Source organism: Microbacterium oryzae (assembly GCF_030406385.1).
Lineage (GTDB): Bacteria > Actinomycetota > Actinomycetes > Actinomycetales > Microbacteriaceae > Microbacterium > Microbacterium oryzae_A.
Genome location: NZ_JAUEPM010000004.1, coordinates 206,908 through 228,360 on the forward strand (window position 1 = coordinate 206,908; position 21,453 = coordinate 228,360).

The 21,453-nt window shown below is 69.7% G+C and carries 20 protein-coding genes; 8 read left to right on the top strand and 12 right to left on the bottom strand.

The features are described from left to right. Positions 1-8: 8 nt before the first annotated feature. Positions 9-728, bottom strand: a complete 720-nt coding sequence (locus QWJ90_RS08545) for a GNAT family N-acetyltransferase (protein ID WP_290107289.1) — start codon at positions 726-728, stop codon at positions 9-11. 114 nt (positions 729-842) lie between these two features. Here QWJ90_RS08545 and QWJ90_RS08550 point away from each other — a divergent pair, with 114 nt between their 5' ends. Continuing rightward, positions 843-2,213 carry a plasmid pRiA4b ORF-3 family protein gene (locus QWJ90_RS08550; RefSeq protein ID WP_290107291.1) on the top strand — a complete coding sequence of 457 codons (1,371 nt, stop codon included), beginning with the start codon at positions 843-845 and terminating at the stop codon, positions 2,211-2,213. A 5-nt stretch (positions 2,214-2,218) separates the two neighbouring features. Here the strand turns inward: QWJ90_RS08550 and QWJ90_RS08555 are convergent, their stop codons facing one another. Both QWJ90_RS08555 and QWJ90_RS08560 read right to left on the bottom strand, forming a co-directional pair. Continuing rightward, positions 2,219-5,281: an alpha-mannosidase gene (locus tag QWJ90_RS08555; protein ID WP_290107292.1), complete on the bottom strand. Its 3,063-nt coding sequence runs from the start codon at positions 5,279-5,281 to the stop codon at positions 2,219-2,221. A 117-nt stretch (positions 5,282-5,398) separates the two neighbouring features. Next, entirely contained in the window at positions 5,399-6,598 is a 1,200-nt protein-coding gene (locus QWJ90_RS08560; protein WP_290107293.1) for an ROK family transcriptional regulator, read from the bottom strand. Positions 6,599-6,759: 161 nt separating this feature from the next. Here QWJ90_RS08560 and QWJ90_RS08565 point away from each other — a divergent pair, with 161 nt between their 5' ends. The 7 genes from QWJ90_RS08565 to QWJ90_RS08595 all read left to right on the top strand — a co-directional run bounded on the left by QWJ90_RS08565 (position 6,760) and on the right by QWJ90_RS08595 (position 12,200). After that, complete coding sequence (locus QWJ90_RS08565) at positions 6,760-8,034, top strand: ABC transporter substrate-binding protein (protein ID WP_290107294.1); 1,275 nt, start codon at positions 6,760-6,762, stop codon at positions 8,032-8,034. Between the two features lie 47 nt (positions 8,035-8,081). Then, entirely contained in the window at positions 8,082-8,945 is an 864-nt protein-coding gene (locus QWJ90_RS08570; RefSeq protein WP_290107295.1) for a carbohydrate ABC transporter permease, read from the top strand. Further along, on the top strand, positions 8,942-9,835 hold the full coding sequence (locus QWJ90_RS08575) for a carbohydrate ABC transporter permease (RefSeq protein WP_290107296.1): 894 nt from the start codon (positions 8,942-8,944) through the stop codon (positions 9,833-9,835). The genes QWJ90_RS08570 and QWJ90_RS08575 overlap by 4 nt, the downstream gene beginning before the upstream one ends. Positions 9,836-9,837: 2 nt before the next feature. Then, entirely contained in the window at positions 9,838-11,160 is a 1,323-nt protein-coding gene (locus tag QWJ90_RS08580; protein ID WP_290107297.1) for a sulfatase-like hydrolase/transferase, read from the top strand. A 50-nt stretch (positions 11,161-11,210) separates the two neighbouring features. After that, entirely contained in the window at positions 11,211-11,441 is a 231-nt protein-coding gene (locus QWJ90_RS08585; RefSeq protein WP_290107298.1) for a hypothetical protein, read from the top strand. 20 nt (positions 11,442-11,461) lie between these two features. Beyond that, positions 11,462-11,965 (top strand): 2'-5' RNA ligase family protein, encoded by a 504-nt coding sequence (locus QWJ90_RS08590; protein WP_290107299.1) that lies wholly within the window; start codon positions 11,462-11,464, stop codon positions 11,963-11,965. A gap of 61 nt (positions 11,966-12,026) precedes the next feature. Continuing rightward, positions 12,027-12,200: a hypothetical protein gene (locus QWJ90_RS08595; protein ID WP_290107300.1), complete on the top strand. Its 174-nt coding sequence runs from the start codon at positions 12,027-12,029 to the stop codon at positions 12,198-12,200. A gap of 152 nt (positions 12,201-12,352) precedes the next feature. Here the strand turns inward: QWJ90_RS08595 and QWJ90_RS08600 are convergent, their stop codons facing one another. The 9 genes from QWJ90_RS08600 to QWJ90_RS08640 are packed head-to-tail and all read right to left on the bottom strand — an operon-like array spanning position 12,353 to position 21,405. Then, entirely contained in the window at positions 12,353-13,417 is a 1,065-nt protein-coding gene (locus QWJ90_RS08600) for an aminotransferase class V-fold PLP-dependent enzyme (protein WP_290107301.1), read from the bottom strand. Further along, a complete protein-coding gene (locus QWJ90_RS08605; protein WP_290107302.1) occupies positions 13,414-14,865 on the bottom strand; it encodes an aldehyde dehydrogenase (NADP(+)) in 1,452 nt (483 codons plus the stop codon). Before QWJ90_RS08605 ends, QWJ90_RS08600 begins: the two co-directional genes overlap by 4 nt. Then, a complete protein-coding gene (locus QWJ90_RS08610; RefSeq protein ID WP_290107304.1) occupies positions 14,862-16,343 on the bottom strand; it encodes an NAD(P)/FAD-dependent oxidoreductase in 1,482 nt (493 codons plus the stop codon). Before QWJ90_RS08610 ends, QWJ90_RS08605 begins: the two co-directional genes overlap by 4 nt. Beyond that, positions 16,340-16,639 carry a (2Fe-2S)-binding protein gene (locus QWJ90_RS08615; RefSeq protein WP_290107305.1) on the bottom strand — a complete coding sequence of 100 codons (300 nt, stop codon included), beginning with the start codon at positions 16,637-16,639 and terminating at the stop codon, positions 16,340-16,342. The genes QWJ90_RS08610 and QWJ90_RS08615 overlap by 4 nt, the downstream gene beginning before the upstream one ends. Beyond that, positions 16,636-17,802 carry an NAD(P)/FAD-dependent oxidoreductase gene (locus QWJ90_RS08620; RefSeq protein WP_290107306.1) on the bottom strand — a complete coding sequence of 389 codons (1,167 nt, stop codon included), beginning with the start codon at positions 17,800-17,802 and terminating at the stop codon, positions 16,636-16,638. Before QWJ90_RS08620 ends, QWJ90_RS08615 begins: the two co-directional genes overlap by 4 nt. After that, positions 17,799-18,494, bottom strand: a complete 696-nt coding sequence (locus QWJ90_RS08625) for a GntR family transcriptional regulator (RefSeq protein ID WP_290107307.1) — start codon at positions 18,492-18,494, stop codon at positions 17,799-17,801. Before QWJ90_RS08625 ends, QWJ90_RS08620 begins: the two co-directional genes overlap by 4 nt. Further along, positions 18,491-19,474: an ornithine cyclodeaminase family protein gene (locus QWJ90_RS08630; RefSeq protein ID WP_290107308.1), complete on the bottom strand. Its 984-nt coding sequence runs from the start codon at positions 19,472-19,474 to the stop codon at positions 18,491-18,493. The genes QWJ90_RS08625 and QWJ90_RS08630 overlap by 4 nt, the downstream gene beginning before the upstream one ends. Continuing rightward, entirely contained in the window at positions 19,471-20,472 is a 1,002-nt protein-coding gene (locus QWJ90_RS08635) for a proline racemase family protein (RefSeq protein ID WP_290107309.1), read from the bottom strand. The genes QWJ90_RS08630 and QWJ90_RS08635 overlap by 4 nt, the downstream gene beginning before the upstream one ends. Positions 20,473-20,496: 24 nt before the next feature. Then, positions 20,497-21,405 (bottom strand): dihydrodipicolinate synthase family protein, encoded by a 909-nt coding sequence (locus tag QWJ90_RS08640; RefSeq protein WP_290107310.1) that lies wholly within the window; start codon positions 21,403-21,405, stop codon positions 20,497-20,499. Positions 21,406-21,453: the final 48 nt, after the last annotated feature.

Sequence of the window (21,453 nt, forward strand, 5' to 3'; positions counted from 1 at the left end):
GACTCGGTCTACTGCGGGGCGCGCACGGAGAGGAACGCCGTGCGCTTGCGCAGGTGGAAGCCGAGCTTCTCGTAGCCCGCGATCGCGTTCACGTTCGTCGCGGACGCGTGCATCATCGCCCGGTCACCGCGCTCGCGGATGTGGAACGCCACGTCGAGCACGAGGCGCGACGCGAGCCCCTGCCGGCGGTGCTCCTTGTCGACGGACACCGCGCTGATCTCCGTCCAACCCTCCGGGTGCAGGCGCTCCCCCGCCATCGCGACCAGTCGGCCATCCCGACGGATGCCGATGTAGCGCCCCAGCTCGTGCGTGCGCGGGCGGAACGGCCCCGGCTGGTTGCGCGCGACGATCGCGAGCATCTCCTCGACGTCGTCGGCATCGAGCTCGACGGCCTCGTCGAACGGCGTCGGCTGCAGCCGATCCGTCTCGATGAGCTGCACGCCCGCGCCGCGGCTGACCTCGGCCCATCCTTCGGGGAGCTCGGGGTCGGCGTTCGAGACGCTCACGACGGCGCCGGGCCCGAACACGTCGATCACCGCGTCCCACACATCCGGGTCGCTCCAGGAGCGCACGCCGGTGAAGGGCGACACGTCGTCGGGGTAGCGCTTGACGAGCTCGTTGCCGATGGCGAGGTGCGCGTGCGCGCCGGTGAGGGATGACCAGGCCGGGTTGTCGAGAATCGGCTCGTCGAGGGCGGTGTCGGGTTCGAGCGGGATGGCCGTGGTCATGAGCGCCTTTCGGTCGTGCGGGTGGGGCAGGCTCGGTGGTCCAACAGCGGATGGCCGCGCTCCCTTCCCGACACGCGGGACCCGCCCAACCCTCGCCATCCCTACCATCGGAGCATGGAACCGGGCGAGCGCCTCTATCTCCTCGTCACGCTGCATGGCGTGTGGCCGGAGGTGTGGCGGGAGTTCGAGATCGACGGCGGCCTGAGCGTGCGTCAGCTGCACATGGCGCTGCAGGTGATCATGGGCTGGCGCGAGATGCACCTGCACGAGCTGCGCGAGGGCATCCCACCCGGGTTGCAGGTCACGCAGAAGCAGCTGCGCTGGGGTGCCCCGTCGCCCGACGATCCCGATCTGCTCGACGAGACCGAGTGGACGATCACGGGCGCGCTCGAGGAGTTCGCGCTGGAGTACGAGTACGACTTCGGCGACGGCTGGCTTCACATCGTCCAGGTCCATCCGGAGGTGAAGCCGCACGCGACGACGCCGCCCGTGCGGATCATGAGAGGAGAGAACCGGGCACCCTGGGAGGACTCGGGCGGCCCTGACGGATACGCGCACAAGCGCGAGGCGCTCGCCGACCCGAATCACCCGGAGCGCCGTGCGGTGAAGCGCTGGCTCGCCGAGACCGTCGGCCCGTGGGCGCCGACCGACCCGACGGCGTTCGATGCGCCGTCGATCCAGGCCGAGCTGAACCTCCTCTTCAATCCGCGGGGATCGGGCATCGAGCAGGGCGACCTGTCGGGGCTGGTGAAGGTGAAGGAGCTGCGTCCGGCCGGCGACGTGGACGAGGCCTCCCCGATCGTGATGTTCGCGTCGAACCTGCCCCCGGCCATCCGCTCGGAGCTGCGTCAGCACCTCTACCGCACCGCCGTGCTGACGCCCATCGAGATCGACGAGGAGACGGCCGCGCGCATCATCCGCCCGTTCGCCTGGCTCATCGAGGCGGTCGGCGCGGACGGACTCGACCTGACGACCGCCGGATGGCTGCCGCCTTCGGTGGTCCTCGACGGGATGACCCGGCTCGGATGGCTCGACGGATGGGTCGGCAAGGGCAACCGAGAGGACCTCACCCCTCCCATCGCGAACCTCCGCGAGGTGGCGCAGCGGATGGGCATCGTGCGCGTGCAGAAGGGGCGGCTCCTGCTCGGTGCCCCCGCCAAGAAGGCGCTGGGCGACAGTCGCGCACTGCTGCGGCTCGTCGCCCGGGGCCTGTATCGCGGGCTGCAGGACGCGGAGGTCGACGCCGCGGTGCTGCACCTCCTCGCGATCGCGGACGGCACCCCGGCTTCCGAGCGCTGGCAAGCGGTCGCGTTCGGCATGCGGATGGTCGGCTGGGAGCACCCGAGCGGCGAGTTCACCGCCACCGACATGCGGATGGCGACGGCCGAGACCGACCGTCTGCTCTCGATCCTCTTCGACCGCCGCGTGCGCGCCGAGCAGGCAAGCGAGGACCTGAAGCTGTTCGCCCGCGAGGCGCTGCGGTAGGCCCCTCAGGCGCCGCCGGTGAACCCGCTCGCCCGCAGCGTCACGATCTCGAACCCGCGCAGATCGAGTTCGACCGTACCGTCGGTGATCGCCCGGGACTGCGTGCCGACCGGGCGCTCACGCAAGTCCACGAGCTCGATTCGTAGCGCATCGATATGGACCCGCGCAGTGGTTGACACGCCGAGTGCCTCATAGAGACGCACGATGAGATCCCCTGACCCGTCTTCGGCGAGCTTGACCGTGTGTATCACCACGCCCTCCCCGTCGACTCGCGCGAGCGGAGCGATCTCGGCGGCAGCCCCCCGCACCATGCGCAGCCCGGTGTCGAGGTCGTATGCGGCGGCCACAGCGTCGCCCACCGACCCGATGACCAGCCGCGATCGGAAAACATGGGTCCCCTGATCGCTCTCCGGGTCAGGATAGAGCGGCCCCCGCAGAAGGGTCTGACGCACCTGGGTCGCATAACCCGCCGACCCGTCGTTAGGAACCCGTGTGATGTCATGACCGTACGTCGAGTCATTCACGACAGCAGCACCAGTCCGGCCGTCGCCGACATGGACCCATCGGTGGGCGACGGTCTCGAACTTCGCCGCTTCCCACGATGTGTTCTCGTGGATGGGCCGTTCAATGAAACCGAACTGTGTCTCGGATGTCGAGCGGCGCGCGTCGATGCGGAACGGGAAGGCGAGCTTGAGCAGGCTCTGACGCTCATGCCAGTCGACCGTGGTCACGACGTCCACGCCGGCATTCTCGCGACTCAATCGCACCTCCTGGCTCACTCGGGATGCGCCGAAGGCCCGGACGATGCGGACGCCGGAGCCGTCGTCGAGTGGCTCGACCTCGGCCTCGGCCGGTAGTGCGACGCGCTGACGGCGGTAGTGCTCATCGATATCCCACGCGTCCCAGTCCGTCGGGAGGTCGTGATGAAGGTGCAGCTCGTTGCCGTGGTGACCGCCACCGAAAAGCGGTCGGCCGTTGGAGAGCTCCCGCAGGTTCTCGAAGGTGCCGTCGGACGCGATGCGCAGCTCCACCAGCGCGTTCCGAAGCACCACCGCTTTCCCGTCTCGCTCCACCACCGTTCGCGGAGGCTCGCTGGCGTCATGCACCGCGATTCCCAGGGCCGCGACTCCCGCGCGCGGGAACGGCGAGGCGTTCGCGACGAGTTCGATCTCTCCGGTTCCTGCGAGGGCGGACAGCGCGTTCGCGATGATGCTCTGGAGCTCGGCATGAGTGTCGGCGTGGAGGCGCTCAGCGTCCTGATGAACCCAGGAGATGGAGCTCCCGGGCAGGATGTCGTGGAACTGCAGCAGCAGAGTCCGTTCCCACAGGCGCGAGAGCGCGTCGGAGGGGTAGCTCGCTCCGGTGCGCACCGCGGCGGTGGCCGCCCACAACTCGGCCTCGCGCAGCAGTGCCTCCGCCCGCCGATTGCCGCGCTTTGTGCGTGATTGAGAGGTGTATGTACCGCGGTGCAGCTCGAGATACATCTCGCCCATCCAGACCGCGGGCTCCACCGCCTCCTCCTCCGCTTGCGCGAAGAAGTCGGCGGGTTGCCCGAATGCCACGTGCGGAAGACCCTCCACGTCCGCCGCGCGCCGACCCGCTTCGAGCATCTCTCGCGTGGGGCCGCCGCCTCCATCGCCGTATCCGAACGGGACGATTCCTCCGGTGAACTGAGCGTGGTCCTCGAAGTTCTCAGCGGCATAGATGAGCTCTGCGGGCGTCAGATCAGAGTTGTACGTGTCCACCGGCGTGAAATGAGTGAGGATGCGCGTTCCGTCGATCCCCTCCCACTCGAAGGTGTGGTGCGGCATTCGGTTCGTGCGGTTCCAGGACAGCTTCTGTCCGAAGAACCACCGCGCCCCGCTCGCGCGCGCGATCTGAGGCAGGGCACCGGAGTAACCAAAGCTGTCAGGCAGCCACACCTCCTCGCATACGATGCCGAACTCCCGCTCGAAGAACCCCTGTCCTGCGACGAACTGGCGCACGAGCGATTCGCCGCTGGGCATGTTGGTGTCCGATTCGACCCACATCCCGCCGACCGGGACGAACTGGCCTCGCTCGACGCGCTCACGGATCCGCGCAAAGAGATCCGGATAGTGCTCCTTCATCCACTGGAACTGCTGGGCAGAGGAGCACGCGAACACGAAATCCGGGTTGTCCTCCATGAGCGACAGCACATTCGAGAACGTCCGAGCGCACTTCCGGATGGTCTCCCGCAGCGGCCAGAGCCACGCGGAGTCGATGTGCGCGTGCCCGACGGCTGTGAGGGTCATTGAGGTCGCGTGAGCGGGCGCCGCGAGCACGTGGGCGAGCACGGCGCGGGCCCTCTTCGCGGTCCGCGCCGGATCCGCCGGATCCAGTGCCTCGAGCATGTCTTCGAGGGCCGCGAGCACCAACTCGCGACGGCGTCGACTCGTCGTCGCGCTCACCGCGATACCGCGCAGGACCTCCGCGTCGTGCCGCAGCCCGGTCATCTCGACGTCCCGAAGCACCAGTGCGGCGCCTCCGAACCGGTAGATCAACTCCTCCCCAGCCGAATCCCACCCCCCGAGACGCGACAGCGGAATGAGCTCCGTTCCAGAGGGCGTGCTCATCGTCGGGTTAGCCGCCGCCTCCACCCAGAACTCCACGGCATCCCCGCCGTCGTGCTGAAGGAGGACACGATGGTTGAGCGGCGAGAGACCGCGGACGATCTCTCCCGTCGACGTATGCACGAGGCCCTCCGCCTGGAACCCGGACTGCGCACTGGTGAAGCCCAGATCGATGGCCAGTTCAAGCGCCGTGCCGTTTCGGAGAGAGGAGTCGGTGCGCCATTCGCCGGGAACACTGCCGACGACGTGCATCCACACGGTGTCCCATGCGCGACCCCAGAGATCGCCGGGGGCGAGTGTCGCGAACTCGCCCGCTGTGCCGACGGAGAACGGAACGGGCTCGCCCCCGACTGCGCGAGCGGCGACCTGCAATGGCGCTGTCGCACGCGTCTCCCTCGGAACGATCGACTCCCGCAAGACGCGGTCCAGACGCCGGACAATCTGTGTGGAAGCATCCCGCTGGCGGATCTCGGTCATGACACTTCTCTCTCGTCGATGAGCGGCACCGCGCTTCCCTGCGCTCGACGCCTTCGTTATTCAATCATATGGATAATCGGAACGACACCATCCGCCGGTTGATGACACTCATGCGGCTCAGATCGGGAGGAAGAGCTGCGTGGGAGCGTCGAACGTCGTGGCCCACATCGCAAGAGACGCTGCGCCGACCGCCCCGACGTCATCGTTGGTCGAAGCCCCACGGGTTTCGACGTCGTGCAGCGCGCGGAAGAGGAAGGCCTTGCTGATCAGCGGCGGCGCGATACGGAGCACGGCGGACATGAGGGCCGGCCACTGCGGGCCGCCGAAGACGATCGCCTCGAGGTCGAGTGCGTTGGCGAGTTGCGACGCGACACGGGCGTAGCTGCGTGCGGCTCGATCAACGATGGCCGCCTCCTCTCCACCGGGATGGTCGACAGCGACCGCACAGAGTTCCGCAAATGCCTTCTCGACAGCCCTCGCGTCGCCCAGGTCAACCGAAGCCACGAGTCCTCGCGCAGCCGCCTCCCCGACCAGGGTCGCCGGAAGAGCCGTCAGGCTGAGGCAGCCTCGTCCACCGCAGGGGCAGATCGGGCCGTTGGGGTCGCCGCTCATGTGACCGATGTTTCCGAGATTGCTGCTGGCGCCCCTTCGAACCTCTCCGTCCAGCACGATCCCCGCACCCGCCCCCGTTCCCAGATAGACGAAAGCGAAGTTCTGCGGAGGTCGTGGGCTGCTCCACAGCTCGCCGAGCGCGGCCGCCGTGGTGTCCTTCTCGACGACGACGGGCAGCCCGAGGCGCCTCTCGAGCTCAGCACGGAGCCCGACGTCCTCCCAGCCGGGCAGGTTCGGCGCATCTCGCACCGAGCCGTGCAGGACATCGATCGGACCGGGAGTCGCCACTCCGATGCCGGCGACGCGGTCGGTAGGCACTCCGGCCGCTTCGATCAGTTGCCTGATGCGCAGCTCGATCTCAGCGAGCATCGCCTCGGGCTCCGGTGTGTCGGGGGTGCGCATGCTCAGGCGCTGCACGATGTCTCCGGCGAGCGTAAAGACGACGAACGTGAGCCGAGCGGGATCAATATGCAGGCCGATCGTAAAGCGCCCGCTGGCATTGACCTCGAAGATCGTGCGGGGTGCACCCCCCGTACCGGCCGAGACGCGCCCCGTCTCGCGGATGAGATCCGCATCGCTCAGCCGGCGACAGATGTTCGAGACCGTCTGAGCCGTCAGCCCCGTCTCGCGTACGAGCTCCACCCGACTGATTCCCCGCGACCGGCGGACGAGGTCGAGGACGAGCATCTGGTTGTAGTCGGCCACCCGAGGGAGGTTGCTTCCCCGCCTGCGGGCGCTTCGGAGCGGGTGCGGGGACGACGCGGACGCAGCTCTCATCCACCGATCGTAGACGAGGATCACCTATTGACACACTCAAATTGATGGAATTAACTGACCGTGTCCGCGTCAATGGAGAGGCAACGTCAATGAAGTCCATGAGGTCCCTGCCGGTATTGATCACCGGCGTGCTGGCCGTGAGTGCGCTTGCAGGCTGCTCGCAGAACTCCCCCGACGACGACGGTGTCGTCGAACTCACCTTCAGACAGTTCGACCCGGCAGATCAGGTGGAGGGCCTGGTCGAAGCGGTGGACACCTGGAACGCGGACCACTCCGAGATCCAGGTCGAGCTTGAAACCGTCACGCCGAACAACCCGCAGCAGTTCGCTCGCGAGGCGAACTCCGGTTCCGGGCCCGACGTGATCCATATGGCGCTCGCGGATGTGGCCTTCCTCGCACAGCCACGCGTGCTCCTGCCGCTGGACGATCTCATGGCATCGGAGCCACTTGACAGCGCCGACGACCTTCTCGCGACTGAGATGACCGTCCTCGATGGCACGACCTGGGGAGTGCCGTGGACAGCGGACACGATGGCACTCGTGTACCGGCCTGACGTGCTCGAGGATGCCGGCGTCACGGCGACGCCGGAGACATGGGAGGAGTTCCAGAAGGTCGCAGAGCGCATCACCGAGGACAGCGACGGCGCCGTCAACGGCTTCTGCTTCGCAGCGGGTGCGCAGCAGAGCGCGGCGCAATGGTTCCCGATCAACTACTACCTCTGGAATCACGACTCGTTCCTCATCGAGAACGAAGGCGGCAGTTGGCAGGTGGGGGTGACACAGGACGAGCTGGCCGAGACGATCGACTACTTCAACACCTTCTTCACCAGCGGCACGACGCCCACCTCCATGCAATCGCTGACGGACTACGCCGACCCGGCGATCGCCGCGGCGTTGGACGACGGGTCGTGCGCCATGACGTACATGCCGCCCGCGGCGTTCCGGGCGGTGCGCGACCAGGTGAGCGCGGAGCTCGCCACAGCGCCGATGCCTGGCGGGCTCGTGGACGGCTCCACGCACCTGGGTGGGCGCGCCCTGGGAATCAACGCCAACAGCGAGCACCCCGAGGAGGCGTGGGAGTTCATCACGTATCTCATGAGCAGCGACACCTTCGCGACCTACTCGCAGTATCCGGCGTCGGCGCAGACGCTCACCGAGCTGGAGGTCGATCCGACCGAGCAGGGCTTCGTCGACCAGCTGCCTCACGCGGTCCCTTTCGCGAAGTACATCGGGGCACCCGTCACCACCGCGTCGCTGCAGGAACTCGTCAATCAGCAGTTCTCGGCAGTCTATTCGGGTCAGTCCGACAGCCAGACGGCAGCCAAGGCGATCATCGACGCGATCGAACAGGGCCTTCAGGGCTGATGACGTCCGTGACGAGACGCCGGGGTGAACGACTTCAGCCGTATCTGTTGAGCGCCCCGGCGCTCGTCATCGTGGCGCTGCTGTTCCTCTTCCCCTCCATCTACAACGTTATCCTCGCGTTTCAGAAGCTCTCCCCGTTCGAGGCTCCCGGGGACGCGGAGTGGTCGGGACTGCGCAACTTCCAGAACGTCGTTGGCGACCCTCAGTTCGGCGGTGCCGCGTTCAACACGGTCTTCTGGCTCACGCTGGTGACAGTCGTTATGCGACTCATCTTCGGGCTCGCCCTCGCCGTTGCACTGCATTCACCGGTGCTGGGACGGTGGAGGGTGCGCGGTCTTGCGCGCACGATGGCCCTCATCCCCTGGATGGTGCCGCCCGTGGTCGCCGTCGCCGCATGGAAGTGGATTCTGGACGGCAACTCGGGGGTGCTCAACCAGGCACTCGCGGCGCTGGGCCTCATCGACGGAGGAATCCCGTTCCTCGCTCAGACGAGCACGGTGTGGTGGTGCATCGTCGCGATCGTCGTCTGGCGGGAGCTCCCGTTCGTCGTCATGGTGTTGCTGGCGGGGTTGCAGTCAATCCCGGATGAGCAGTACGAGGCCGCCTCGCTCGATGGCGCCGGATGGTGGAAGTCCTTCCTCAACGTCACGGTTCCGAACCTGCGCCCTGTGCTCACCGTGGTGGTGCTGGTCACAGTGATCGCGACGTTCAACAACTTCGTCTACGTCTGGCTTACCACCGGAGGGGGCCCCGGCACCTACACAGCGGTTCTCGCAACCGAGCTCTACTCGACGGCCTTCTTCGGGAACGACCTCGGCGGAGCCGCGGCGATCGGGCTCATCATGACCGCGATCATGGCTGTGTTCGCCGTGATGTACATGCGAGTGACATCGAAGGAGGACGCCCGATGAGCGAGACCCGTGCCGTGATCACGTCCTCCGGCGCGCATGCACGCGGTCGCTTCGGCTCCGAGAATCGACGTGCTTCGGATCTGCTCCTGCTCATCCCGCTCTTCGCCGTGCTGCTGATGATTGTCTTCCCCGTGCTGTGGATGACGTACAGCTCCCTGCGTCCCGCTCGGTCCATCGCCGCCGGGCTGACATGGGGATCCGCGTTCTCTGAGCTCAGCTTCGACTCCTACGAGCGATTGTTCGACGGCACGGGCTTCGGGCACTACCTGGTCAACAGCCTTCTCATCTGTCTCGTCGGCACACTGGTCACTGTGGTCGTCGCGGCACTCGCCGGATTCGCACTGTCGCGCTACGCCTTCCGCATCAAGAAGCTCGTCATGCTCCTACTCGTAGCGACGCAGCTGCTGCCCTTCGTGGTGCTCGTGACACCCGTTTACCTGTTCTTCGCCGAGCTAGGCCTTCTGAACAGCTACGCCGGCATCGTCATCGTCTATGTCGCGATGACTCTGCCGCTGGCAGTGCTACTCATGACGGGTTTCTTCAACGCGGTCCCGCGCACGCTCGACGAGGCCGCGCGGGTCGACGGCGCGTCGACGTTGACGGTCATCGCGCGCATCATCGCGCCGCTCACCTGGCCAGGCATCGTCACCGTCTCGGTGACTGCCTTCATCGCGATGTGGGAGGAGTTCCTCTTCGCCCAGGTGTTCCTCACCGACGACGCCCTCAAGACCGTGCAGGTAGGTCTCGCCGGGCTCTTCGGCGAGTACGGGACCGACTGGGGAGTCGTCATGGCGGCGTCGGTCGTCGCGGCCCTACCCACCATCATTCTGTTCTCACTGCTGCAGCGCCGGCTCGTCGCCGGCGTCGCCGCCGGCGCCATCAAGGAGTGAAAGTGACACGACCCAACGTCGTCATCATCTACGCGGACGACCTGGGCTGGGGGGATGTGGGGTGCTTCGGCTCCGAGGACATCCAGACCCCTGCCATCGACGAGCTCGCCGCATCCGGCCGCCGCCTCACGCAGTGGTACGCCAATTCGCCCGTGTGCTCGCCGTCCCGCGCGTCGCTCATGACCGGGCGGTATCCCGCTCACGCCGGAGTCGAGGCCATCCTCGGCGGTACGCGCCAGACGCGAGGGCTGCCCGCCCAGGAGACGATCGCATCGGAGCTGAAGCGCCGCGGCTACCGCACCGCCCTCTTCGGCAAGTGGCATCTGGGAGCGGCACCAGAGTACGACCCCCTCCATTACGGGTTCCAGGACTTCTTCGGGTTCCGAGCCGGCTGCGTGGACTACTACTCACACATCTACTACTGGGGCGACCACAACCCGGTGCACGACCTGTGGGAGGGCGACCAAGAGGCATGGCACAACGGGGAGTACCTCACCACCGTCATCGGCGAGCGCGCGTCGCGCTTCATCGAGCAGAATGCCGGCCGCCCCTTCTTCTGCTACGTGCCATTCAACGCCCCCCACTATCCAATGCACGCACCTCAGCAATACATGGAGCGGTATGCGCACCTCGACGGAGGGCGCCGCACGATGGCGGCGATGGTGAGCGCGATGGACGACGCTATCGCTCAGATCCTCGCGACCCTGGATCGGCTCGGCCTGCGGGACGACACCATCGTCTTCTTCTCGTCGGACAACGGACCCTCCGCCGAAAGCCGCAACTGGCTCGACGGCGAGGAGGTGTCGTACAACGGCGGCTCGACCGGCGGTCTCCGAGGCACGAAGGGATCCGTCTTCGAAGGCGGCATCCGCGTGCCATCTATCGTGTCGTGGCCGAGTCGACTGGCCGCAGGGCACGACTTCGCTGAGGTCGGATCCATGATGGACGTCCTCCCGACGATCCTCGAGGCCGTCGACGACGGCGGCGCGGGCTATGCCGACCGAATCGACGGGCGATCACGGCTGGCGGAATGGCTGTCGCCAGGTGCCGACGCCGCCCGCGCCATCCTCCCCGTCTTCTGGTCCTACGAGGGCCAATGGGCAGTGCGTCGCGCGGAGTGGAAACTCGTCGTGAATGCCCGCGAGGGAATGGTGCCACCGGTCGTCGTGGATCGTGCGCTCTTCGACCTCGCCGCCGACGGGGCTGAGACTGTCGATGTCGCCGATCGCTTCCCCGATCAACTGGCTCGACTGGAGGCCGACCTCGACGCCTTCCGACGGAAGCATGCTGAATGGACACAAGTGGGTGCGCCGGACGCGGTCTAGCTGAGGTGCGAGGGCACGAATTCGGTCGACGTCTTTGGCAGGGTGGAGGCATGCGTCGCATCGCCCTCGGAACCGTCGCGGCGCTGATCGTCGCCGCGATCGCCCTTGCTCCCGTGCAGACGGCCGGGTACTGCGCGGACTCGCCGATGTCGGGGGCGTCCTTCTGCGACACCACCACGGCATCACTGATCGGGCTGCAGACGAGCGTCTGGGCTTGGGCAGGTGCAAGCGTCCTCGTCCTCGCCGTCGCCTGGTGGCTCGCGCGTCGGCAGCGCAGCTGAACTCGACGTAGGGTGCCGTCATGGCCATCACGAGCATCGAACTGCTGCTCGACGCGAGCCTCGAGGAGGCGGTGCGAAGCGAGTGGCAGGCGCTCGCCGACGCGCGCCTCTCGAGCCTCGCCGCGCACACCTCCGCGAGCAACCGTCCGCACGTGACGCTGCTCGTGCGGGAGGAGGTGGCGCAGCACACGTTCGCCGCCCAGGTCGCACGCCTTCCGCTGCCGGTGACGCTCGAATCGCCGTCGGTGTTCGCGCACAGCGACCGCGGCGTGCTGGTCCGACGCGTCATCGTCACCCCCGAGCTCGCCGAGCTGCACCGCGACGTGCACCGCGAGGCGGGGCCCGGTGACGACAAGCCGCATACGCGTCCCGACGAGTGGACGCCGCATGTGACGCTCGCCCGTCGCCTCCGCCTGACCAATCTCGACGCAGCCCTGGCCATCCTCGGCGCCGAGCTGCGCGGGCAGGCCGTCGGCATGCGGCGCTGGGATGCGGGCACTCGCACCGTGACTCCGCTCGGCTGAGCGTCGCCCGGCGGATGTCAAGGGCTGGGCCCTCGTGACGGCGTTCTGCTGGGATGGCGGCATGAGCGACACGAACAGCAACAGCGAGCACTACTCAATCCCCGACCCGGCGACGCAGCACACCGAGCGTGAGGACACCTCGGTCGTCCCCGACCTCGGTGCAGACCCCGTCGAGGAAGAGGAGAAGCGCATCGCCGGCGTCGACGACGACAGCGACCTGCCCGACCGCGTCTGAGCAGGGGTCAGCGCGCAGGTCGGGAGGAACACGCTGCTCGGGAGGATGGTCTTCCCTCCATTCGTCCTCCCCAGTGCGTTTCTCCTCCTGAACGCCGGGCAGGCTGAGCCCGGGCAGGCTGAGCGCCCGGCCTCCTCAGCGCCCGAGCCTCCTCAGCGCCCGAGCAGCGCCGCGACCTCGTCGAGGACCTCGAACGGGGTCGTCGTGTGCGGGGAGAACCGGATGCGGTCATCCCCGATGAGGGTCGTCTGCACGCCGGCGAGCGCGAGCTCCGCGTGTAGGCGAGGAGCGTCCGAGAACCGGGCGACGACGATCCCGGCGCGCTCCGCAGCCGACGCGGGCGAGACGACGGACACTCCGTGCGAAGCCAGCCGCTCCGTGAGGCGGCTCGCGCGGGCTGACACCCGCAGGGCGACCTCGGCCACGCCCTCGTCCTCGATCCCCTCGAGCGCGGCCGTCAGCGCCGCGGCCGCGGAGGGCGCGCCGTTGGTCACGGTGAATCCCCGTGCGTCGGCACGGCGGCGGTGCTCGTCACCGGAGTAGACCCCGGCATTCTCCACCCCCACCCATCCGGTGAGGAGCGGCTCGAGGCGACTCAGCGCGCGCGGCGAGAGGGCGAGGAAGCCCGTCCCCCATCCTGCGCGCAGCCACTTCTGGCCGCCGACGGCGATGACGTCGGCCGTACGCCAGTCCTGCTGCACGACGCCCATCGCCTGGATCGCGTCGACGACGAGGAGACGATCGCCGATGACCTCCCGCAGGGCACCGAGATCGACCCGGTAGCCCGTCTGGAAGCTCACCGCGCTCACGGCCACGGCGACGGTGTCGGCGGTCAGCGCGCCGGCGACGTCGTCCGGAGACATCGGCCGCTCGGGGGCGGCCGGCTCCACGACCTCCACCTCGAGGCGGCCCGCCTCGGCCGCCCGCCACCAGGGGTAGAGGTTCGCCGGGAACTCCGCCCGCGAGACCAGGACGCGTCCCGACGGCACGGCGAAGGCGGTGTGCAGGAGTCCGGTCGAGGTGTTGGGCATCAGCGCGATGCCGTCCGCCGCGAAGCCGGTGACACGCGAGACCGCCGCGATCGCCCTCTCGTCCTCCCGGTGCAGCTCGGCCGCCGGCACGCCCGCCGCCGCGCGCTCGTCGACCCGATGCGCCGCGGCGAGCACCGGCTGCGTCGGCGGACCGAAGCTCGCGAAGTTGAGGTACCTCTCCGTCATCCGAGCTGCGCGACGCCGTCGACGCGGCGCGGCAGACCGAGCGGGTTCGCCTCCTGCAGGGCCGGAGGAAGCAGGGCGTCGGGGACGTTCTGGTAGGCGACCGGCCGCAGGAAGCGGCTGATCGCCGCCGTCCCCACCGAGGTCGTGCCGACCGCCGTGGTGGCCGGGTACGGTCCGCCGTGCTGCTGAGCCCAGGTCACCGAGACGCCGGTGGGCCACTGGTTCCACAGCACGCGCCCCGCCTTCTCGGCGAGCAGCGGGAGCAGTGACCTGGCGGCCTCGTCGTCCTCCCGGGCGACGATCGTCGCCGTCAGCTGCCCGTCGAGGCGACGGGCGATCTCGAGCATCTCGACCTCGTCCTCGTAGGTCACCACGAGCGCGGCGGGACCGAACATCTCCGACACCAGCCCGTCGACGTCGGCGAGGACGGTGGCAGCGGTGGTGCGCAGCAGCGCCGGAGCAGGGTCGCCTGCTCCCGACACGAGGGGGGTCACGCCCTCGTGTCCGCTGATGTCGGCGAACGACGACGAGAAGCCGGAGGCGATGGCGTCGTTGAGCAGCGGCGAGCCGTCCGGCACCGAGGCCTGCGTGAGACGCTCCACCACGGCCGAGCCGTGGGGCGCCAGCAGGACCCCGGGCTTCGTGCACAGCTGGCCCGCGCTGCCCATGACCGACGCGAGGAAGCCGTCGGCGATCGACTCCGCGTCGGCGTCGGCCGCGCGCCGGGTGACGAAGGCGGGATTCACGCTGCCGAGCTCCCCGTAGAACGGGATGGGCTCATCGCGCTGGTTGGCGATGTCGAACAGAGCTCGCCCGCCGGCGATGGACCCGGTGAACGACGCGGCCTTGATGGCCGGCGCACGGAGCGCCCGCACCCCCGCGTCCGATCCGAAGATCGTCTGGAAGAGACCTTCGGGAGCGTCGGCCGCGCGCAGGGCGTCGACCAGCACCCGGGTCGTGGCCGCGGAGAGCTCGGGATGGCCCGGGTGCGCCTTCAGGACGACCGCGCATCCCGCGGCGAACGCGCTCGCGGTGTCACCCCCGGCGACGGAGAACGCGAAGGGGAAGTTGCTGGCGGCGAAGACGAGCACGGGGCCGAGCGGCTCCAACTGGCGGCGCAGATCGGGGCGAGGTGCGCCCATCGGCCACTCCGGGTCGGCGTGATCGATGCGGGCATCGATCCAGGAGCCCTCCTCCAGCACCTCGCCGAACAGCCGCAGCTGGAACGTGGTGCGCTTGAGCTCCCCGCGCAGGCGGCCCTCCGCGAGGTGGGTCTCGCGCTGAGCGAGCGCCACGAGCTCGTCCGCGTGCGCGTCGAGGGCGTCGGCGGACGCGGTGAGTGCGCGGACGCGGTCAGCGATCGCCGTGTGCTTCCAGGTCGCGGAAGCCGCGGCGGCGCGTGCGACGATCGTGTCGACCTCTTCGGCCGAGGTGCTGTCGATGCTCATCGGGTGTCCTCCTTGTGTGGGCTGTCCATCAGATCGGCGATCTCGCCGAGGCGGATCGGCACGCCCACCGGCCGCTTGGCCAGGGGCTCCAGGTCGTGTTCGGTCGAGGGGATGCCGGTGCGCTCGCTCACGAGCTTCGACACGGCGAAGCCGCATACGCGCCCCTGGCACCATCCCATGCCGGGTCGCGCAGTCACCCGCACATCCCGGGAGTCGTCGGCGCCGAGGCACGAGACGGTATCGGCCACCTCGGCGACCGTCACCTCCTCGCACCGGCAGACGAGGGTGTCCGGCCGCAGCCATCCCGACCACTCCGCGGGCGCGGGGCTCGCGCGATGCATCCCGACCGCGAACCGACGCCCGCGGGCGATGCGGCGCCGCAGGCGCGTCACCTCGCGTGCGGCCTCGCCGCGACCAAGGTCAGCGGCGATCGCCCGCGCGGCGAGCTCGCCCTCGGCGCACGACTGGATGGCCCCGCCGATGCCGGTGGCCTCGCCGGCGGCGAAGACGCGGGGGTCGGACGTGCGCAGGTCGCCGTCGACGTCGACGATGAGCGACTCGTCCACGTCGACGCGGGTGCGGAGCCCCATCCCGACGGCGAGTTCGAGTTGCGGCGTGAAGCCCCAGCCGAAGGCGACGAGGTCGACGTCGAGGGGCCGCTCGCTGCCGGCGATCGTGCGGCCGCGCGCGTCCACGCGCTGCAGCACCACTCCGGAGACGCGGGACCCGCCGTGCACCTCGCTCACGACCGTCCGCGTGCGCAGTGGAATGCGGTGGCGCAGGAAGGTGGCGGCGTAGCCGACGCCCTCGAGCAGCTTCCCCGGCTCCTGCACCGCGCGCAGCGGCGTCGCGGCCCACCGGGAGAGGGCGTTCGCATCGCAGACGGCGACCACCTCGACGCCGGCTTCGGCGAGGCCGGCCGCCACGGACAGCAGGAAAGGTCCGGTGCCCGCGACGACCGCTCGGCGTCCGGCCGTCACCTGGTGAGCCTTGAGGAGGGCCTGCACGCCGCCGGCCGCCATGACGCCGGGCAGCGTCCATCCCGGAACGGGAAGCTGCCGGTCGTAGGCACCGGTCGCGATGAGCAGCCGCCGGCCGCGCACCGCCCGCTCCTCGGGGCCCCACGCGTCCGCGCCGACGGCGGCCGTGGTGTGCAGCACGAGGTCCTCGTCGGCCGGCGCGTCCACGCGCCACACCTGCCGCTCCGCGACGTGCCGGATCCGGCCATCCCGGATCGCGGCGGCGAGGCGGGCACGCAGATCGGTGAAGCGGTCCCAGTGGTGATGGCCGGTCGACTCCGGCCGGTCGAAGCCGTCGCGGTGCCGCTCGTCGGGATGGCGCCAGTACTGTCCGCCGGTCTGCGCTCCCGCGTCGACGAGCGTGACCCGCAGGCCGAGCTCGGCGGCCGCCACGGCCGCGGAGAGGCCGGCCGGCCCCGCGCCGACGACGACGAGGTCGGCGGTCGTCGTCGAGATCATGCCTGCTCCTCCGGGATCGGCAGTGCGGCATCCGGGTGCTCGCTGCGCACGTCCTGCCCGTCGCGGGCAGGCGTCACGCAGGCGCGCTGCACGCGCTGGCCGTCGACGGTGACGAGGCAGTCGAAGCACACGCCGATCCCGCAGAACAGCCCGCGCTCCGTGCGCTCGCGCCGCGTCGTCCGCCACGACGCGATGCCCTGCGCCATGAGGGCGGCGCCGACCGTCTGCCCCGGGCGGAACGGAATCGGGCGGCCGTCGAAGGTCAGCGTCGCCCCGGCGGGTGCGTCTTCGGTCATGCGGCGAGCTTCCCTTCGAAGCGTTCGGGTCGGAACGGCGCGAGGTCGAGGTCGGTCTCCTCGCCCCGGAGCGCCTGCGTGAGGAGCTTCGCGATCCCGACGGACAGCCCGATCCCGGCGCCCTCCTGGCCGGCCGAGTGCCACAGACCGGGGAGGCGCGCGTCCGGCCCGATGACGGGCAGGTGGTCGGGGCAGTAGGGGCGGAAGCCCGAGTAGGTGCGCAGCAGCCGGAGGTCCGCGAGCGCGGGGAAGAGGCCGATCCCCGCCCGCGCGATGCGCGAGACGGCGTCCATCGAGAACCGCTCGTCGAAGCCGACGCGCTCGCGGCTCGCACCGAGCAGGATGGTCCCGCTCGGGGTGCCTTCGACGACGGGCGAGACCTGCAGGCCGGCATCCGAGCTCGCCACGTCGCCGACGTAGCCCGCGGAGTACACCTTGTGGTGGATGGTCACGGGGACGGGCTCGGTGACCAGCACGAAGCCCCGGCGCGGCAGCACGGGGAGATCCAGATCCGCCAGTGCGGCGACGTCGCTCGCCCAGGCGCCCGCGCAGTTGATCACGGCGCCCGCGCCGATGACGCCGTCGGGCGTCCGCACGCCGGAGACACGGCCACCCGCGGTCTCGATCGCGAGCACGGGGGTGCGGGTGAGGACCCGCGCGCCGTTCTCGCGGGCGAGCTTCAGGAGGTGGTGCGTGGCGAGGACCGGCTGCACCTGAGCGTCCTCCGGGTAGAACGCGCCGCCCGCGAGCGCCGGGTTGATGTAGGGCTCGAGCCGCCGCACGTCGGCGATGTCCGGCAGCAGCTCGACCTCGATGCCGAGGCCGCGCTGGTGCTCGGCGACCGCCGTGAGCGCGGTGGCACTGGCGTCGTTCTCTGCGACGATGATGCCGCCCTTGGACTCGAACTCCCACGCCGCGGCGTGCTCGGCGAGGTCCTCGCGCCACACGTTCTGCGCGTATCGGGCGAGCTCGAGCTCGGGGCCGAGCTCCTTGTCGGAGACGAGGAGATTCCCCTCGCAGCGGCTGCTGGTTCCCGACGCGATGGAGCCTCGCTCCACGACGACGACGCTGAGCCCCGCCGCCGCCGCGAAGCAGGCGGTGGCCGCGCCCATGATGCCCGCGCCGATGATGACGAGGTCGGCGGGCTTGGCGGCGCGGATCACGACGCGCTCGCGGCCTCGCCGGCGGCGGGGTCGGACCAGTCCGTGAGGACGTGCTGGATGTGAGCGTGCACGAGGTCGCGCGCCAGCGCCGCGTCGCCCTGCTCGATGGCGTCGACCATGGCGTGGTGCTCGCGTGCGGACGCGGAGAGGCGCCCCTGACGGAAGAGCGTCGACAGCCCGAACAGGCGCGTCTGCGAGCGCAGCGACGCCACGAGCTCGGTCAGACGGTCGTTGCCGGCGTGCTGCAGCAGCGCGAGGTGGAAGTCGCTGTCCGCAGAGAGGTAGCTGACGAGGTCGCCCTCTTCCGCGTGACGGAGGATGGCATCGCACTGCTCGCGGAGCTCGGGGAGAGCGCCGGCGGGGATGAGCGGCGTGGCGATCTCGACGGCCGGCGGCTCGAGGAGGAGGCGGATCTGGGTCACTTCGATGAGGTCCTTCTCGGCGACCTCCGTCACCTGGAAGCCGCGGTTGGGCATCGCCACCACCAGACCCTCGCGCACGAGGTCGAGCATCGCCTCGCGGATCGGGGTCGCCGAGACGCCGAACTGCTCGGCGAGGCTCGGGCCGGAGTAGACCTGCCCCGGCTGCATCTCGCCGCTGATGATCGCGGAGCGGAGCGCCTTCTTCACCGTCTCCCGGATGCTCGGCTGCTTCTGCAGCCGGACGACGTTGCGCGTCGCGGGTGTGGTCACGATGCCCCTTCCTCCGAGTGGCCCGACCGGTGCGGTGCGAGCCTCCTCATGATCTTCTCGGCGATGGCGAGATCCTCCCAGGACATGCCCACGCCCGCGTACACCGCCGGGCGTCCCGGCCGGCGCTCGATGCCATCGCCGACGAGCTCGCGCAGGTTGGCGACGTGCTGCAGTCCGGCTTTCCAGCCATCGACGGAGCGGGCCTGCAGGAGATTGCCGCTCTCACGGAAGGCCGACGCGCGTGCCTCGACGACCAGGTCGGCGCCGCGCACGAGGTCGGCGCCCAGCTCGCGGTGGTCGGGGCCATGGGCGCCGATGGCGGCGACGACGGCGTCGGGCGCGACATCGTCGAGATCGAGGACCGGCGCGGACGACGAGGTCGCCGTCACGATGACGTCCGCTTCCCGCGCGGCCTCGCGCGAGCCCGGACGGGCCTCCATGCCGTCGGCGGCGAGTCGGTCGGCGAGGGCGGCCGCGCGCTCGGCGTTCCGCCCGACCACGTCGACGCGGCCGACGGGGAGGATGTCGGCGAGTGTGCGCACGTGGGCCTCGGCCTGCGGCCCCGTCCCCATCACGAGGAGGCGGTCGATGCCGTCGCGGGCGCCCGACGAGTCCGCGCGCAGCAGAGCCCGGATGGCCGCGGCCGTCACCGCGGGCGTGCGGAGGATGGTGAGGTAGGTCCCTTCGAGGAGCGCGGCCGGCTGCAGCGTCTGCGCATCGAAGAGGAGGTACCAGGCGTGGATCTTCGGCAGCCCGCGAGCGGGGTTGCCGGGAGCGACCGTGGCGACCTTCACGCCGGCATGGGCGGACGACTCGGCCGGCATGAGGAGGAACTCCCCCGCGCCCAGCTGCCGGAACAGACGCGGGGTGTCGGCCTCGACGTCCTGCCCCGCCCGCAGCGCCTCCTCGATCGCCGCCACCGCGTCCGCCCGGGTGAGGGCGGACGCGATCGCCGCGGCATCGATGACCGGAACGCTCACAGCACGAAACCCTGCGGGAACGGGTCGCTCGGGTCGAGCATGTACTGGGCGGTGCCGGTCACCCAGGCGCGGCCGGTGACCGTCGGGATGACCGCCGGGACTCCCGCGACCGTCGTCTCCTCGACGAGCCGGCCGGTGAAGGACGTGCCGATGAAGGACTCGTTGACGAAGTCCGCTCCCAGCGCGAGCTCGCCCCGCGCGTGCAGCTGCGCCATCCGCGCGCTCGTCCCCGTTCCGCAGGGAGAGCGGTCGAACCATCCCGGATAGATCGCCATCGCGTGCCGCGAGTGCTGCGGCGTCGACCCCGGAGCCTCCAGGTACACGTGGTGGCACCCGCGGATGGACGGGTCGACCGGGTGGACGGGCGCGTCGGCGGCCTCCACGGCCGCCATGATCGCGAGCCCCGCCTGCAGCAGGTCGTCCTTGTGCGCGCGGTCGAACGGGAGTCCGAGGGAGTCGAGCTTGACGATCGCGTAGAAGTTCCCCCCGAAGGCGAGGTCGTACCCGACGGTGCCGTAGCCGGGCACCTCGACCGAGCGGTCGAGCCCCACCACGAACGACGGCACGTTGCGGATGGTCACGCGATCCGCGTGCCCGTCCGTGACGGCCACCTCGGCGATGACGAGCCCGGCCGGGGTGTCGAGGCGGATGGTCGTGACCGGCTCCTCGACGGCGACCATGCCCGTCTCGACGAGCACGGTCGCCACGCCGATCGTCCCGTGCCCGCACATCGGCAGGCAGCCGGACACCTCGATGTAGAGCACGCCGTAGTCGGCGTCGGGGCGGGTGGGCGGCTGGAGGATCGCACCGCTCATCGCACTGTGCCCGCGCGGCTCGGTCATGAGCAGCGTGCGGAGGTCATCCCGGTTCGCCATGAACCAGAGTCGGCGCTCCTCCATCGTCGCGCCGGGAAGCGTGCCGACTCCCCCGACGATCACACGGGTGGGCATGCCCTCCGTGTGCGAGTCCACGGCGTGGTACAGATGCCTCGTTCGCACGGTCTTCCCTCTCCGATCAGCGGATCAACGGTATCCCTTGGCCAGGACGGCCTCGGTGTCGGCGATGATCTGGTCGCGGATGGCCTCCGGAAGCGGCAGGCGCGGCGGGCGCGTGGTGATCCCCACCGGCGCGACGCCGGCGACCTGCTGCGAGAGCTTGATGGCCTGGACGAACCACGTCTTCGAGTCCCAGCGCAGCAGCGGGTGCAGGTCGCGGTAGATCTCGTGCGCGCGCGCCCACTTCGCGGGGTCGTTCGAGGTCGAGAGGTCGTACAGCTCGACGGTCGCGGCCGGGATCGCGTTCGGGTAGCCGGCGACCCAGCCGACGGCGCCGTTGATGCCGAGCTCGAGCACGACGTCGTCGGAGCCTATCGAGATGTCGAGGCCGGGAGCGAGCTCGCGGATCTCGTACGCGTGGCGGACGTCGCCCGAGAACTCCTTGACGGAGACGATGAGGCCCTCGTCGAACATGCGCGCGAGCAGGTCGGGGCGCAGGTCCACCTTGGTGTCGATGGGGTTGTTGTAGGCGAGGACCGGAAGGCCCACCGCAGCGACGCGGCGGAAGTGCTCGACGACCTCGTCATCGCTCGCGCGATACGCGTTCGGGGGAAGGAGCATGACAGCGGGAGCGCCGTTCTCCGCGGCGTGCTCGGTGAGGCGCACGCTCTCGAGCGCACCGTACGCGCCGACACCCGGGATGACGGCGACGCCCTCGGGGGCCGCCTCGACGGCGGTCAGGAAGACCTGCTTGCGCTCGTCCTCGGTGAGGGTCTGGTATTCGCCGAGCGAGCCGTTGGGGATGATCCCGGTGACGCCGTTGGCGGTCGTGAAGCGGACGTGCTCGGCGTACGCGTCGTAGGCGACGGAGAGGTCTTCGTGGAACGGGAGGGTGGTGGCGAGGTTGACGCCGTGCCAGGGCTTCTTCTCAGTCATAGTCGTCTTTCTGGCGGACGCTCAACGCGCGTCATCGGATGAGTACAA

Bases quoted from the DNA above. Each gene is read 5' to 3' on its own strand.
- QWJ90_RS08545 (WP_290107289.1), bottom strand. From the start codon at position 728: ATGACCACGGCCATCCCGCTCGAACCCGACACCGCCCTCGACGAGCCG.
- QWJ90_RS08550 (WP_290107291.1), top strand. From the start codon at position 843: ATGGAACCGGGCGAGCGCCTCTATCTCCTCGTCACGCTGCATGGCGTG.
- QWJ90_RS08555 (WP_290107292.1), bottom strand. From the start codon at position 5,281: ATGACCGAGATCCGCCAGCGGGATGCTTCCACACAGATTGTCCGGCGT.
- QWJ90_RS08565 (WP_290107294.1), top strand. From the start codon at position 6,760: ATGAAGTCCATGAGGTCCCTGCCGGTATTGATCACCGGCGTGCTGGCC.
- QWJ90_RS08575 (WP_290107296.1), top strand. From the start codon at position 8,942: ATGAGCGAGACCCGTGCCGTGATCACGTCCTCCGGCGCGCATGCACGC.
- QWJ90_RS08585 (WP_290107298.1), top strand. From the start codon at position 11,211: ATGCGTCGCATCGCCCTCGGAACCGTCGCGGCGCTGATCGTCGCCGCG.
- QWJ90_RS08590 (WP_290107299.1), top strand. From the start codon at position 11,462: ATGGCCATCACGAGCATCGAACTGCTGCTCGACGCGAGCCTCGAGGAG.
- QWJ90_RS08595 (WP_290107300.1), top strand. From the start codon at position 12,027: ATGAGCGACACGAACAGCAACAGCGAGCACTACTCAATCCCCGACCCG.
- QWJ90_RS08600 (WP_290107301.1), bottom strand. From the start codon at position 13,417: ATGACGGAGAGGTACCTCAACTTCGCGAGCTTCGGTCCGCCGACGCAG.
- QWJ90_RS08605 (WP_290107302.1), bottom strand. From the start codon at position 14,865: ATGAGCATCGACAGCACCTCGGCCGAAGAGGTCGACACGATCGTCGCA.
- QWJ90_RS08610 (WP_290107304.1), bottom strand. From the start codon at position 16,343: ATGATCTCGACGACGACCGCCGACCTCGTCGTCGTCGGCGCGGGGCCG.
- QWJ90_RS08615 (WP_290107305.1), bottom strand. From the start codon at position 16,639: ATGACCGAAGACGCACCCGCCGGGGCGACGCTGACCTTCGACGGCCGC.
- QWJ90_RS08640 (WP_290107310.1), bottom strand. From the start codon at position 21,405: ATGACTGAGAAGAAGCCCTGGCACGGCGTCAACCTCGCCACCACCCTC.